The sequence below is a fragment of the Wolbachia endosymbiont (group A) of Tromatobia lineatoria genome (assembly GCF_964028565.1).
Taxonomy (GTDB): Bacteria; Pseudomonadota; Alphaproteobacteria; order Rickettsiales; family Anaplasmataceae; genus Wolbachia; species Wolbachia pipientis.
The window spans coordinates 863,489-877,312 of record NZ_OZ034791.1; the positions used below are offsets into that span (position 1 = coordinate 863,489).

Consider the following 13,824-nt stretch of genomic DNA (forward strand, 5'->3'; position numbering starts at 1 on the left):
GGTTGCGCAGCTCAATTACTAACATAAATTACTTTAATAATCAATAACTAATATTGTTGACACTATTGAGAAATTAAGTATATCATAGTTTACTATTGTTGGATCAAATAATGAAGACTTTTTTCTTAAAGGAGAAACAAATCAATAAAAAGTGGTTTGTCATAGATGCAGAAGGATTAGTGGTAGGGAGGCTTGCAGCATTTGTAGCGACACTATTACGTGGAAAGCATAAACCTGAGTATACACCTCATATGGATTGTGGCGATAATGTAATTATTATCAACGCAGAAAAGGTGCATTTCACCGGAAAGAAGCTTAAAGATAAAATTTACTATAAGCATACAGGTTATTCTGGTGGTTTGAAGAAAACTACTCCAGATAATATTTTAAATGGCAAATTTCCTGAGCGTGTAATAGAAATGGCAGTGAAAAGGATGCTTGATGATGGGCCTATGGCACGTAGACGCTTTGAAAATTTGTATGTTTATTCTGGTTCAGAGCATAAGCATCAAGGACAGCAACCTGAAAAGATAGATTTTGCCTCTTTGAATCGTAAAAATAAAAAGTAATGGAGTAAAAATGAAGAGTTCTACAATAAATAACAATGATTGGTCAGAAAAGACAATTAAATCAGCAGTTGATTCGCTTGGTCGTTTATATGCTACAGGCCGAAGAAAAGAATCTGTAGCAAGAGTATGGATAAAGCCGGGGAGTGGAAAATTTAGTGTTAACAAAAAAGGCGATCTAATTTCTTATTTTAAAAGAGAGTCAGTGTGCCAAATAGTAAAAATGCCATTTGTTGCAACTTCCACATTGGATAAATACGATGTATTTGCAACTGTAAAAGGTGGAGGGCTATCTGGTCAAGCAGGTGCTCTAGCTCATGGAATAAGCAGAGCTTTAAGTAGTGTAAGCCAAGATTTGCATTCTATACTACGTAATGGTGAGTTCTTAACTAGAGATTCACGTGTTGTTGAACGTAAGAAATATGGTCAACATAAAGCTCGGAAAAAGTGTCAATTTTCTAAGAGATAGTTATTTTATAGGGGTGTTTTTTTGTAAGTATTATACAAATATTTGCAAAAATGTATGATATCCTCTATTTTTGTGATGAATTTAGTTGACTATCGGTGTCAACATAATATGCTATTTATGTGATTTTTTCAATATTAAGGTAATTTATGAGTAAAGAAGATATAATAAAACAATTAAAGGAAGATTGTTCTAGTCAGAATATAGATATAACAAAATCTGATTTGAGCAAGATTCATGATGCGTTTATTAAAATAATAAAGAATGAGCTGCATGGGAAAGGTGAAATACGTTTGCATGGAATAGGAACATTTTCTACTGCTATCAGTCAGGAAAAACAATGTCGTAACCCCCAAAGTGGTCAGATCATGACTGTTCCTAAAAAGACAAGGGTAAAATTTAAAGCAAGCCAAACTCTTTTAAGTATTTTAAATGAGAAGGAAAAAGCAGCAGTTAGTTAGACATTGTCATTTTCATTGTTTTTACTACGCTGTGTAAGCCGTAAAATACAGCTTCGCTAATTAAATAGTGGCCTATGTTAAGAGCTGAGATGTGAGGTATTCTTGTCATCTTCTTAGCGTGTTTATAAGTTATGCCATGTCCTGCGTGGCATTCTATTCCTAATTTATTGACGTACTCTGCAGCATTAGTAATTAACTGTAACTTTTTTTCTGATGGATTATCACAGTAATCCCCTGTGTGAATTTCTATTATGTCAGGTTTTGTCCCTAGCTTTTCAAGATATTTTAGTTGATCAATATTTGGATCGATAAACAGTGAGACTTTTATGCTAGAGCTATGCATTTCCTCTATTATACTAGAAAGTTTACTGTGCATATTCACGATATCCAGGCCACCTTCGGTTGTTAATTCTTCTCTTTTTTCTGGTACTATACTAATCGAATAGGGTTTTACCTTTTTTGCTATTTCAAGCATTTCTTCCGTGGCTGCAATTTCAAGATTTAGCTCAGTGCTAATGCTTTTTTTTAGGTTAAATACGTCTTCATCTCTAATATGCCTTCTATCTTCTCGTAAGTGTACAGTAATAAAGTCTGCTCCAGCGTCAATGGCTATTTCTGCTGCTTTCAATGGATCTGGATAAGAAGTTCCGCGTGCGTTGCGGAGGGTTGCAACGTGATCGATATTAACACCTAGTTTCACAATCTACCTCAGAAATTATTTATAGATTATACATGTTATTAGGTTTTTTGCATAGTCATTGTTTGACCTTACCCAGAAAAAGTGGAGAGAAAGAAAAGAGTTTTTTTGGGTAAAATAAAATTTTGGAGGATTAGAAATGGTAAGAGAATATACGGCAGAATTCAAATTGGAAGCTGTTAAGCTGGCAAATGAACAAAGAAAGGTAGGTCAACCAGTTGCAAAAGTAGCAAGAGATCTAGGAATAAGGGATAGTGTATTAGGAAAATGGATGAAGAAATATAACGAAAAAAAGTCAGCGGCAAATGCATTTCCAGGTAGAGGTAACATGGCTCCTTACGACAAAGAGAGGTTTGATTTACAAAGCAAGAGTAACAAGGGAAAGAGACATTTAAAAAAAAGCCCTGGCCAGTCAAAAAGAGTAAAATATTTTTTTATATAGTAACTGCTATAAAGTACAGGAATTATGTAGGATTTTCTGCTAGTGGCTACTATAAGTGGACCACAAGAAAAATAAGCAGTAGAGAATCAGCAAATAAAGAGCTACTCGAAGCTATTCAAAAAATATATCAAGTTTCTAAATGTAGATATGGAGCTCCTAAAATTCATGCTGAATTGAAGGCTTTGGGTAAAAGTTGCAATTTGAAAACGGTGCAAAGTATTATGCAGAAAAATGACATCAGGGCTATACTGAGAAGAAAGTTTAAAATTAAAAAACAACAAACAGATAATAGAGCTGTAGCTCCCAATATACTAGATCAAAACTTTATTGTTGATCAACCAAATAAAGTATGGGATTACTTACATCAAAACCAAGGAGGGATGGCTATATTTGGCAGCAATAATTCTCACGTATGGTAGTTAATGAGTAGTGCAATAAATAAACAATTGGTTATGAACTCTTTATTAATGGCCATTAATAGGCGTAAACCTGTTAAAAATCTACTGCTGCACAGTGACCAAGGTTCACAATATACTGCGCAAGGGTATCAATATCTCTTAGCTGTAAAGAATATAGATGAGTAATAAAGGCTGTTGTTACGACAATTCTGTTGCAGAAAGCTTCTTTAGCTCATTGAAAAGAGAAATACTTATTGATACTTCACAACACTCTGCTCAACACACTAGAACTGCAATATTTGAATACATAGAAATTTTTTATAACAAACAACGTCACTATTAACTATTGCATTCCAGAACAATTTGATGCATCATTCTTTTTGTAAAAAACATTCCACACTTTCTCTCCACTTTTTCTGGGTAAGGTCATATGTGTACATCCCCATCATGAATGCTATTTTCGGTAAAATCTCTTACAACGCTCAAAAGCAGAAAAACAAAAACTTGATTTTCTCAGCTAAATAGTGGACCATCAAAAGCACGCATAAATATCTACAATGAAAGAAAAAACTTTCACAATCATCGATGGCTATGGTTTTCTTTTCAGAGCTTACTATGTACTACCTCACTTAATTACCACAACAGGAATGCCAATAGGTGGTGTATATGGCTTTCTGAATATGGTTCTTAAGTACATTGCCCATTCGGACTACTTAACTATAGCACTTGATGCAGGGAAAAAGAATTTTAGGCACAATTTATATCCTGAGTACAAAGCGAACAGAGTAACGCCTCCTGAGGATCTAACTCCACAGTTCACCATACTGAGGGAAGCGGTAGAAGCTTTTAACCTCAGCTATGAAGAGATTGAAGGTTATGAAGCAGATGATATAATTGCAACACTAGCTGCAAAATACGCCAACCACCAAGACTTTAAAGTGGTAGTCGTTTCATCAGATAAAGACTTATTTCAACTCTTGAACCACAATATTTTAATATTCGACCCCATTAAAAATATATATATATATGAAAAACAAGTAATAGAAAAATTTGGTGTAAACTCACACAAGCTTCTTGATTTATTTTCTCTAACTGGTGATGCATCTGACAACATTCCAGGCGTTCCGGGAATAGGTCCGAAGACTGCAGCTAAATTACTGGATGAATTTGATTCATTGAATAATATTATAGAGAACATTGATAATATCGAGCAAACGAGGATTCGTAATATTCTCACCGAACATAAGGAAAAAGCTCTAATTTCAAGAGAACTTTTATCACTATGCGAAAAAGTAGACCTTCAACATGATATTGCAAAATATGAAGTCCATTCTCCAAATATGGAAAAACTATTATCCTTTTTAAAGAAGTATGAATTCAATTCCTTAATAGGGAAAGTGGAAAAGCTTTTTTCCTATAATGGGTCTAGCACAAAAGAGAAAATAGAATATAGTAGTGAAGAGTTAGAGAAATTTTTGGAGCATTGTAGATATGAAGGCAAAATTGCAATTCATTACCACCTTGAAAACAATGTATTAAGTCTATCTTATAGCGAAAGTAATATTTTTTATATAGAGCAAGACAGCATACAAGATGCACTCATTATAATTAACTTAACTTTGCTCTCAAATGGAGTGCTTAAAATAATACATAACATTAAAGAGATCAGGAAAATCTTCCCTACAGTAGAGAAGATGCTAGATTCAGTTGATGATTTGATGATAATGTCGTATAGCTTGGATACAGGAAAGCATGATCACAGTATTCCAAACATAGTTGCGCATAATTTGAGTGAAAATGCAGAAATTTTCTCGGCAAAAACTTTAATAGCAATTCATGAAAAGCTAAAGCAAAGGTTATTTCAGGAAAAATTGCTCACAATTTACGAGCGCTTCGATAAGCCACTTATGAAAGTAATATTTGATATGGAGAAAAATGGGATATTACTGAACATACAAAAATTACAGGAGCTGTCCGATAAATTTCAGCAGGTAATTGCCGTGCTTGAAGATGAGATATATAATTTGGCAGGAGAAAGATTTAATATTGCTTCGCCAAAACAATTAAGTGATGTTTTATTCAACAAAATGGGGCTTAATAAAAAGAAAAAGTCAAAAAAATCTGGATCGTATAGCACCAATTATGAAGTTCTAGAGGCACTCGAAGAAGAAGGGGTAGAAATCGCAAGTAAAATCTTAAATTGGCGACATTTAAGTAAATTAAAAGGCACCTACACTGATGCATTAATAAAGCAAGTTGATCCACTTGATGGTAGAATACACACAAGCTTTTCAACGACTGCAACTGCAACTGGAAGGCTGAGCTCCAGCAATCCTAATTTACAGAATATTCCTATCAGAAGCGAAGAGGGAAATCTTATCAGACAAGCATTTATTGCGCCAAAAGGGCATAAGATAATTTCTGCTGACTATTCGCAAATAGAATTAAGACTCCTGGCACACGTTGCAAACGTTGCAGCATTTAAAGAAGCTTTTGCAAACGGACAAGATATTCATGAGATCACCGCAAGGCAAGTTTTTGGAGTGCAAGAAATAGATGAGCAATTAAGACGCAAAGCAAAATCCATCAATTTTGGAATTATATATGGCATTAGCCCATTTGGTCTTGCAAAGCGGCTTGGAATTACCATTGCGGAAGCTGCTGAATACATTAATTACTATTTTTCCTGTTACCCAGAAATAAAGGCCTATATGGAAAAAACAGTGTCTATCGCAAGATTGCATGGTTATGTAGAAACTTTGTTTGGCAGGAGATGCTTTGTAAGAGACATAAACAATACAATTCCTTATATAAGACAATTTGCAGAAAGGGCAGCAATAAACGCACCACTGCAAGGAACCGCTGCTGATATAATAAAACGTGCGACAATTCAGCTTTTTGACCAATTGAAAGTAGGTAAAATAATCCTCCAGGTTCACGATGAACTACTGGTTGAAGTAGAGGACGAAAAGGTACAAGAAACAGCAAAACTTATGAAAGATATAATGGAAAATGCAATAGAAATTTCTGTACCACTTGAAGTAGAAATAAAAGTTGGCGACAACTGGGGTCTAAATTCCCTTAATTATGACTTAAACATCGTGAATTCTAGGAGTATAGATTATTTGAATTAATATGAAAAATATGCTACAATTGAAGTATAGTAAATGTGAGTAACTCAGTTATGACAAAAATATTAACTCCACAAACAAAGAATTTGGAACCTTCAAATCAGGTAACTAACAAAGATGAGAAAATTTTTGAAAAAGAGGAACATCAGGTAATCTATGATTACTTTGTAAAAGTATTAGAAGGTAAAGCCGAATTAAAGGAGAACAAAGAAACAACTGATTATTTTATATCAGCTTATAAGGACATACTACTTAATAATGTCAATCCAAAAGATATAAAACCACTCAGTGAAGAGAATTTTTCTCAGTTTTTACTTTCTATGTTTAAAGAAATTAGAGAGCAAGGCTTAGCTAGAGAAGAGAAATTAAATAATGATAAAATACAACAAATAATAACCAAGTGTGTAGCTGATATACGGGGTACAGAAGCTAAAGATTCATCCATAAAGTTTGTATTGGAAATGCTGCTGCTAATTGGAGGGATCAAAATAGACCCGAAAAATATTTCTGGCTCCTTTATGGATGGGATGAAAGAAAAAATACCATTCTTAGGTAAAGACAAGAAAGAAGAGGATGAACCACCACTCAGTGATGAAGAGATGGTAACAACGTTCTTAAGCAAGATCTTTTTTCCTGTCCTTCTTTCCACTATTCCAATGTTAATTTTTGGTCCTACTACACTCGGAGTAGTTCTTACTGCTATCGGCACAATATTTGCCATAAAAGGAGGAGTGGAGGTTCTTTTTTCAAATAACAAAAAAGGTACTTTGTATGACCCTAGCTCACAAGATAAAGATGATACAGAAAAGAGAGCAAAACTGAATGGAAAAATTCTCGAGGGCATTGATGATATTTTAAAAACCCCAGTTACAGAAGTTGAGAAAGGCACCTCTGTTTCTGAACAAATTTCCCAAGGAAAAGAAAAGAGTGAACAACAGCCTGTTCCTGAGCAAATTTCCCAGGTAGGAAACGAAAAAAGTGAGCAGCACGATCAATCTTGGACAGGAAAGGAAAACAAACGAAGGGAAAAACCACAGAGCAGCAAAGGTAAGACTACTCAGGTTTGCTAAAAGTGAATTGTGTAAGAGATCTGCTATTATTCTATAGCACATACAACAGGAGTATGGTCAGACGGATTTTCTAGCTTACGCAATCTATCATCTATGTAGCATGTTTCCAATTTATCTACAGCTTGTGGTGATAACAGCATATAATCTATTCGCATTCCTTGATTATTTCTGAGTGAATTGCCTTGATAATGCCACCAAGTGAATTGTTGCAAATTTGGGTGAGATATTCTAAACGCATCTTTAAACCCAAGATTCAAGATCGCTCTTAACTTCTCACGTTCTCTTATATGAAAGCACACTTGGCCATTAAATAAGTTTGAATCAAAGACATCAATTTCATCCGGTGCAACATTATAATCGCCAGCTATAATAGTTAACTCTTCATTCTTTAACAAAGTGCTCATCCTTTCATATAGATTATCAAAAAACTTGAGTTTATATTCAAATGCTTGAGAGTCCGGGCTTTGACCGTTTGGAACGTATACACTTCCCACCCTTACCTTCTGATTATTGTGCTTTATTATGCACTCTATATAACGCGCTTCTTGATAACCTTCTACGATATCAATCTTAAACTTCTCCAGTATCGGATATTTAGATAAAACACAAACGCCATTTCTTGCAACTTGTCCATAGACAGCACATTCATATCCCAGCTTCTCTATCTCTGCATAAGGAAATTGCTCTTCCATACATTTTATCTCTTGCAGCAAAATTATATCTATCTGACTATCAACTATAAAACTACAAAGTTGGTTAACTCTTTTACGTATGGAGTTTACATTCCAAGTTGCAATCTTTAGCATCAACAATCCTTATTAATTATATCAATTAAACTCTCCCCAGTAGGCAACCTCGATGTTATAATTTTTTTCCATTTGATTAACTTTAAACTATCAGCAATGTTTTTACTCATGGTATATGCAACTGCATTATTCATCACATGAGATAACCCACTTTTTAGAACTAATGAACAAAATATCCTTGCTGTCTGTGAGGAAAAAAAAGCAACACTATCAATTTTACCATCCAATAGTAAATTTTTACACCTATTAGTTAGATTCCTTTTTATAATTGTTTTATAGAGTACAACTTCTCTTACGTTAAAATCTTCTTCAGATAATCTCTTTTTTAGGTCACATGATACTTCTTGTCCCCTTATATACAAGAACTTTATTGCGTTTGAATAATGAGCTTTTATGAATGATATCAGACCATCAACGTTGCTGTCTGCTGAGATTATATCAGAAAATCCCAAATTTTTTGCAGCCTGCATGGTTGAATTACCAACTGTAATAATCGGAAAGTCATCCTCTTTGCATATTTGACTAAGAGCCTTTACACTGTTTTTACTTGTAGATATCACAACGTCAAATTCGTACGCAGATATATCAGGATTTAAGTACTTTATTGTGAATACTGGTTCTATAAAAACTTTGTATCCATACTTTCTCAATATATTTCTTGTATTGAACGAGTCCAATAAAGGCCTCGTTAATAAAATAGACTTCATTCTGATTTATTTCACTACTAGTAAAATAGTACCCTTTATACACAAATTACTGAATAAAAACTTTTATTTTGATAGCTTGAGCAATTATTCAAGTAATTGATGTGGAAGTAGGAGTACTAAGCGCTCCTACCCCAATAAGCCCACAATTTCTGCTTACACTTTTTTGACGCTAATTACATCGAACTCTTTTGAATGGCTTCCTTCAGTGGAATTATATAGCTAATATTCCTGTATAAGTTAAATAAGTTAATACTTAAGCTTGTACTCTTGCAGTATTTGAAGAGAGATTCTCAAGGACGTTTTTTGTCTGTGGTTCACTAATCATAGTTTGAACGATATTAGCTGCCATAATAACACAGCCTAGAATAAAAAAAGGCGTAGAAACAAAATAAATAACAGAAGACTCAAAAAGCGACATAGATGCAATACCTCCTATTAGAAATGAAGCACTGGATGCTATATCAAGATAGATCTTTGTTAACTTTTTTTGTCCTGGAGTGTTTTTTATGCCAGATTTCTTATTAAGATTCTGTTGTCGGGAATGATCATTTAGTGACCATATATTTAAAGCAAACGAAAGTGCACTGAATATAGTGCCGGCAATACTAAAATACAGACTTAAGATAGGAATATTCAAGACCAATGCCGCTATGTATCCAATGAAAGAGATAGTAGATAGTGTAGTAACTAAGCGTTTCGAGTAAGTTCGTACCTTCTTTCTGTAGGCTAACTTATCTTTTTCACCATACATAGCATAAATATTACCTAATATGTTATATTATAACATTAATTAATTCAATAAGCAATATGGAAGCTAAGAGTGCCCGAGAGAAGACTTGAACTTCCACAACTTAAAAAGTTACTAGCACCTGAAGCTAGCGCGTCTACCAATTCCGCCACCCGGGCTTTTTATAGTTTACTATGTTAAAGTTAAATAATATACTTAAACAATTTTTAGTTCAAAGGTAATGCCAAATCTAGATCAAATATTTTTTGCTCAAAACAATGTTAATATTAATAACGTATATAAAATAGTCAATAACGCTTTGAGCAATAGCGATGGTGGTGAGCTGTTTCTAGAATTTTGCCAGTCGGAGTCCCTGGTTTTTGAGGATAACATATTAAAACACATGGACTTGAATACTAGAAGGGGATTTGGTTTAAGGTCTTTTTGTGAAGATAGTACATCTTTCGTTTGTTCTTCTGAGATCAGCGAAAAAGAAATTAGTAATGCTGCTTCTATGGTAAAAAGCTCAGTGTCTTTAAACAAGACAAATTCAATAAATTTAAACGAAGAGACAAAAAGCCTATATTCGAGGATTAACCCTATAAATGAAATGGATCTGAATTCAAAGATTAAGCTACTCAATGAGGTTAATGAGTATGTAAGGTCCAAAAATAACTGCGTGAAGCAAGTAAAAATAACTCTAAGTGGAGAATGGCAAGTTGTACAAATAATAAAGGGTGATCACAGATTAAGCGATATCAGGCCTCTGGTACGTTTTAATGTGCTAGTCATTGTAGAAAAAGATGGCCGTACCGAAAGAGGTTCTGCAGGGCATGGTGGAAGGGACTCTTATAGTAAGTTTATTTCTGAGAAAAAGTGGAAAGAAGTTGCAAACCAAGCGTTAGAACAAGCACTGGTAAATCTTGAAGCAATTCCAACTCCAGCCGGAGAAATGACAGTCGTTTTAGGTCCAGGCTGGCCAGGAATATTGTTACACGAAGCCGTGGGTCATGGACTTGAGGGCGACTTCAATCGCAAAAAAGTCTCAGCATTTTCAAATTCTGTGGGTAAACAAGTAGCAGCTAGTGACATCACAGTAGTTGATGACGGAACTCTGCCCAATTTGCGCGGCTCTATCAGCGTAGACGATGAAGGCACTCCACCCAGTTATAATATATTGATAGAGGATGGGATCCTAAAAGGATACATGCAGGATCATATGAACGCTAAACTCATGGGTGTAAGCCCAACTGGTAATGGTAGAAGAGAAAGTTATAAAGAAGTTATTATGCCGCGCATGACAAACACCTATATGTTGCCCGGAAAGTATACACCGAAGGAAATAATATCTAGCGTAAAGAAAGGTCTATATGCAGTAAATTTCGGTGGTGGGCAGGTTGATATAACGTCAGGAAAATTTGTTTTTTCATCTTCGGAAGCTTACCTAATAGAAAATGGCAAAATTACACAGCCAGTAAAAGGAGCAACACTAATTGGTGACGGTCCAACAGTGTTGAAAAAAGTATCTATGGTTGGTAATGACTTAAAGTTAGATCCTGGTGTTGGCACATGCTCGAAAGATGGACAAAATGTGCCCGTTGGAGTTGGTCAGCCGACACTCAAAGTCGACGCAATAACTGTTGGTGGAACTGAGATATAGATAAGGGCTAAAACGGATTCCAGCGCACGGCGCACAGCTGTACAAACATTATGATTTGGAAGCAATTGCCACCAATAGGGTGTCATCCCAGTGTCTGGGCACTGCCTTTGTGTTTGAGGCAAAACTGGCTATAACATTTAACACACTGCTTTCGCAAATAAATGTTCGTACAGTTATGTGTCAGCTACTTGGATGACACTTTTGTACTTGATGCAAGATTATATCTTGAAAAAATTAAGTTTTAATGCTATAAAATAATTGTAAATTTTGTCTCCGTGGTAGCTTTATGAATGTTGAAAGTAAAAAAATACACGATGCTAAAATAAAATTACCAATATTTCTTGATTATCAATCTACTACTAAAGTAGATCCCCGTGTTTTAGAGGTGATGATACCTTACTTTGGTGAGTTCAGCAATGCACACTCTCGCAGCCATTCATTTGGTTGGACTGCTGAAGAAGCAGTGGAAAAAGCAAGGAAACACATCGCTGATCTGGTGAACGCAGATAGCAAAGAAATTATCTTTACCTCAGGTGCAACTGAGTCAAATAATACGGCAATCAAGGGCGTTGCTCACTTTTATAAAAATAAAGGAAATCATATAATCACTGTCTGCACGGAGCATAAGTGTGTTCTGGATTCTTGTCGGCATCTGGAAAATGAAGGCTTTAAAGTTACATATTTGCCTGTTAAGCAAAACGGAATTATAGATTTATCAAAGCTTGAGGAAGCAATTACTGATAAAACAATTTTGATTTCAGTAATGATGGTAAATAATGAAATCGGAGTAATTCAGCCTGTAAAGGAGATTGGTAAAATATGCAGAAAGCATAATATATTTTTCCATACAGATGCAGCTCAAAGCTTTGGAAAAGTTCCAATTGATGTTAATGAGATGTGCATTGATCTTATGAGTCTCTCTAGCCACAAAATTTATGGACCTATGGGAATAGGCGCATTATATGTACGTAGAAAGAATCCTCGTGTTAGGCTGATACCACTAATTAGTGGTGGTGGACAGGAAAGAGGCATGCGTTCTGGAACAGTTCCAACACCTCTTGCAGTTGGTTTTGGTGAAGCGGCACGTATTGCTAGAGAAGAAATGAAAAAAGAAACAACTAGAGTGGAAGAATTAAGGGATATTTTGTATAACAAGATAAAAGAAGCGTTTCCTGATATCGTTTTAAATGGTGATTATGAAAATAGAATTCCTGGCAACCTAAACTTGAGCTTTCCCTATGTTGAGGGTGAGTCTCTCATCATGGCAATCAAGGATTTAGCAGTAAGTTCTGGTTCTGCGTGCACGTCTGCGTCTCTTGAGCCTTCCTATGTAGTACGGTCGCTAAATAATGGCCATGACCTTGAGCATTCATCAATTAGATTTGGCCTAGGCCGATTTACAACTAGAGAAGAAGTTTTGTATGCAGCAGATCTTGTTGCTAAAAATGTTGGCCGACTGAGAGAAATGAGCCCACTTTGGGAGATGGTACAAGAAGGAGTAGATTTGAACACCGTGAAATGGGACTCTCATTAAATGTATCCGTTCCAACTGCAAATGCACTTTGAAATTACTCTGTACCGTTCACACTTAATTCTTCAATCTCACTAATAGAAAGGCCAGTAAATTTGACAATAGTGTTGACATCAACATTGTTAGCCAGCATTGCTTTTGCGACTTCGATTTTTCCTTCGATTTTTCCTTCAATTTTCCCTTCCTCTTTACCGATTTTGATGCCTCTTTCTTCGCCAATTTGGATGCCTTTTTCAGTAGCAAGGTCAAGTCTGTATTCAAGAATGGCTTCTTCTTTCCGTAGATCCATTATTCTTTCTTCATAAGCTACTAAATCTTTTTCATTCCAGCTAAACCTGTCTAATTCATCGTAGGCTAACTTTATTATTGGTGCTTTTTCTGCTATTTTCCTTAAGTCTTCTTCCGTAGTTTCATCTGCATATTTGAAGAAAAATAACCAACGATCCACTATGCTTTCTAGCTGTTCTTCCTTATTCTTAGGAAATTTAGGTAGTTCAATAAATACAAATTGAAAATCTTTTAAGTCATGCTCATTGGTTTTCTCATCTCTTATAGTGTGGCTGGATATATAATCAAGCTTATCAGGAAATAAATTACAATTAGAGATAGCAATAAAGAAAACCTTCTTTAAATCAATGTACTTACCAGATTTATCAGCTTGCCTTGAGTAAGCCTTAGCAGCATATAGTTGAGCTCGTTTTTCGAAGCCTTTATCGCGAGTGAGCTGCATTTCAATCACATACCTAGCCCCACTAGAGTCCCTGCAAAGAACATCAACTATACTTTGCTTATCAGAGGCAATTTCAGGATCCATTATAGTACTGAGGAATTCCACTTCTTGTATAGTATTTATCTCGGTAAACCCTAAAATATCATTCAAAAAATGTATGAGAATATTCTTATTTTTTTCAGTGCCAAATATTTTTTTGAAGGTTAAATCCAGCTTAGGGTCGAGAAACTTAGATAAAGCCATAGCCAAAGTGCTTAAAAATATTAATAATTATACACTATTATTAACAATTATTCAACCATATTTTTGAAGATAGCTATGCCGCCGCGAACCGTCATACCGCCGCGGTATCTCTAGATCCCGCTAACAAGCAGCGGGATGACGAATTACTTAACCGTCATACCACCGCGAACCGTCATACCGCCGCGGTAT

At 35.2% G+C, this 13,824-nt stretch carries 17 protein-coding genes and 1 tRNA gene; 12 read left to right on the forward strand and 6 right to left on the reverse strand.

The genetic code is table 11. From position 1 onward, the window contains the following. Positions 1 to 110: 110 nt before the first annotated feature. The 3 genes from rplM (at position 111) to ABWU48_RS04545 (ending at position 1,493) form a co-directional block, all read left to right on the forward strand. Complete coding sequence (gene rplM, locus ABWU48_RS04535; RefSeq protein ID WP_010082596.1) at positions 111 to 569, forward strand: 50S ribosomal protein L13; 459 nt, start codon at positions 111 to 113, stop codon at positions 567 to 569. A 10-nt stretch (positions 570 to 579) separates the two neighbouring features. Then, positions 580 to 1,035, forward strand: coding sequence for a 30S ribosomal protein S9 (gene rpsI, locus ABWU48_RS04540; RefSeq protein WP_006279875.1), 456 nt, complete (start codon positions 580 to 582; stop codon positions 1,033 to 1,035). Between the two features lie 146 nt (positions 1,036 to 1,181). Next, the gene (locus ABWU48_RS04545) at positions 1,182 to 1,493 is read left to right on the forward strand and encodes an HU family DNA-binding protein (RefSeq protein WP_010082594.1); all 312 of its coding nucleotides are present in this window, start codon (positions 1,182 to 1,184) and stop codon (positions 1,491 to 1,493) included. Here the strand turns inward: ABWU48_RS04545 and ABWU48_RS04550 are convergent. Continuing rightward, positions 1,486 to 2,193, reverse strand: a complete 708-nt coding sequence (locus ABWU48_RS04550; RefSeq protein ID WP_006279877.1) for a pyridoxine 5'-phosphate synthase — start codon at positions 2,191 to 2,193, stop codon at positions 1,486 to 1,488. The two genes, ABWU48_RS04545 and ABWU48_RS04550, sit on opposite strands and share 8 nt — an antisense overlap. Positions 2,194 to 2,329: 136 nt before the next feature. Between ABWU48_RS04550 and ABWU48_RS04555 the strand changes: the two genes are divergently transcribed. From ABWU48_RS04555 to ABWU48_RS04585, 6 genes are all read left to right on the forward strand, one after another. Then, complete coding sequence (locus ABWU48_RS04555) at positions 2,330 to 2,632, forward strand: transposase (RefSeq protein ID WP_151807816.1); 303 nt, start codon at positions 2,330 to 2,332, stop codon at positions 2,630 to 2,632. A gap of 122 nt (positions 2,633 to 2,754) precedes the next feature. Next, the gene (locus tag ABWU48_RS04565; RefSeq protein WP_094189604.1) at positions 2,755 to 3,051 is read left to right on the forward strand and encodes an IS3 family transposase; all 297 of its coding nucleotides are present in this window, start codon (positions 2,755 to 2,757) and stop codon (positions 3,049 to 3,051) included. A gap of 3 nt (positions 3,052 to 3,054) precedes the next feature. Then, positions 3,055 to 3,216: a DDE-type integrase/transposase/recombinase gene (locus ABWU48_RS04570; protein ID WP_010082071.1), complete on the forward strand. Its 162-nt coding sequence runs from the start codon at positions 3,055 to 3,057 to the stop codon at positions 3,214 to 3,216. After that, positions 3,209 to 3,373, forward strand: a complete 165-nt coding sequence (locus tag ABWU48_RS04575; protein ID WP_084741697.1) for an IS3 family transposase — start codon at positions 3,209 to 3,211, stop codon at positions 3,371 to 3,373. Before ABWU48_RS04570 ends, ABWU48_RS04575 begins: the two co-directional genes overlap by 8 nt. Before the next feature lie 214 nt (positions 3,374 to 3,587). After that, on the forward strand, positions 3,588 to 6,164 hold the full coding sequence (polA, locus tag ABWU48_RS04580; protein WP_353288290.1) for a DNA polymerase I: 2,577 nt from the start codon (positions 3,588 to 3,590) through the stop codon (positions 6,162 to 6,164). A 50-nt stretch (positions 6,165 to 6,214) separates the two neighbouring features. Continuing rightward, positions 6,215 to 7,231: a hypothetical protein gene (locus ABWU48_RS04585; protein ID WP_353288291.1), complete on the forward strand. Its 1,017-nt coding sequence runs from the start codon at positions 6,215 to 6,217 to the stop codon at positions 7,229 to 7,231. 26 nt (positions 7,232 to 7,257) lie between these two features. Here ABWU48_RS04585 and ABWU48_RS04590 read toward each other — a convergent pair whose 3' ends face one another. From ABWU48_RS04590 to ABWU48_RS04605, 4 genes are all read right to left on the reverse strand, one after another. Continuing rightward, positions 7,258 to 8,037 (reverse strand): exodeoxyribonuclease III, encoded by a 780-nt coding sequence (locus ABWU48_RS04590; protein WP_353288292.1) that lies wholly within the window; start codon positions 8,035 to 8,037, stop codon positions 7,258 to 7,260. Then, positions 8,037 to 8,744 (reverse strand): uroporphyrinogen-III synthase, encoded by a 708-nt coding sequence (locus tag ABWU48_RS04595; protein ID WP_182321018.1) that lies wholly within the window; start codon positions 8,742 to 8,744, stop codon positions 8,037 to 8,039. The genes ABWU48_RS04590 and ABWU48_RS04595 overlap by 1 nt, the downstream gene beginning before the upstream one ends. A 253-nt stretch (positions 8,745 to 8,997) precedes the next feature. Continuing rightward, positions 8,998 to 9,495 (reverse strand): hypothetical protein, encoded by a 498-nt coding sequence (locus ABWU48_RS04600; protein ID WP_353288293.1) that lies wholly within the window; start codon positions 9,493 to 9,495, stop codon positions 8,998 to 9,000. Positions 9,496 to 9,565: 70 nt separating this feature from the next. Then, positions 9,566 to 9,650, reverse strand: a tRNA-Leu gene (locus tag ABWU48_RS04605). Positions 9,651 to 9,712: 62 nt separating this feature from the next. Between ABWU48_RS04605 and tldD the strand changes: the two genes are divergently transcribed. The 3 genes from tldD (at position 9,713) to ABWU48_RS04620 (ending at position 12,665) form a co-directional block, all read left to right on the forward strand. Then, entirely contained in the window at positions 9,713 to 11,131 is a 1,419-nt protein-coding gene (gene tldD, locus ABWU48_RS04610; protein WP_010962974.1) for a metalloprotease TldD, read from the forward strand. A gap of 55 nt (positions 11,132 to 11,186) precedes the next feature. After that, a complete protein-coding gene (locus ABWU48_RS04615) occupies positions 11,187 to 11,327 on the forward strand; it encodes a hypothetical protein (protein WP_153296798.1) in 141 nt (46 codons plus the stop codon). Positions 11,328 to 11,417: 90 nt separating this feature from the next. Continuing rightward, positions 11,418 to 12,665 (forward strand): IscS subfamily cysteine desulfurase, encoded by a 1,248-nt coding sequence (locus ABWU48_RS04620; protein ID WP_010081919.1) that lies wholly within the window; start codon positions 11,418 to 11,420, stop codon positions 12,663 to 12,665. 34 nt (positions 12,666 to 12,699) lie between these two features. On the opposite strand, the gene ABWU48_RS04625 is transcribed toward ABWU48_RS04620, so the two are convergent. Continuing rightward, complete coding sequence (locus tag ABWU48_RS04625; protein WP_213863185.1) at positions 12,700 to 13,635, reverse strand: Rpn family recombination-promoting nuclease/putative transposase; 936 nt, start codon at positions 13,633 to 13,635, stop codon at positions 12,700 to 12,702. Between the last annotated feature and the right edge of the window lie 189 nt (positions 13,636 to 13,824).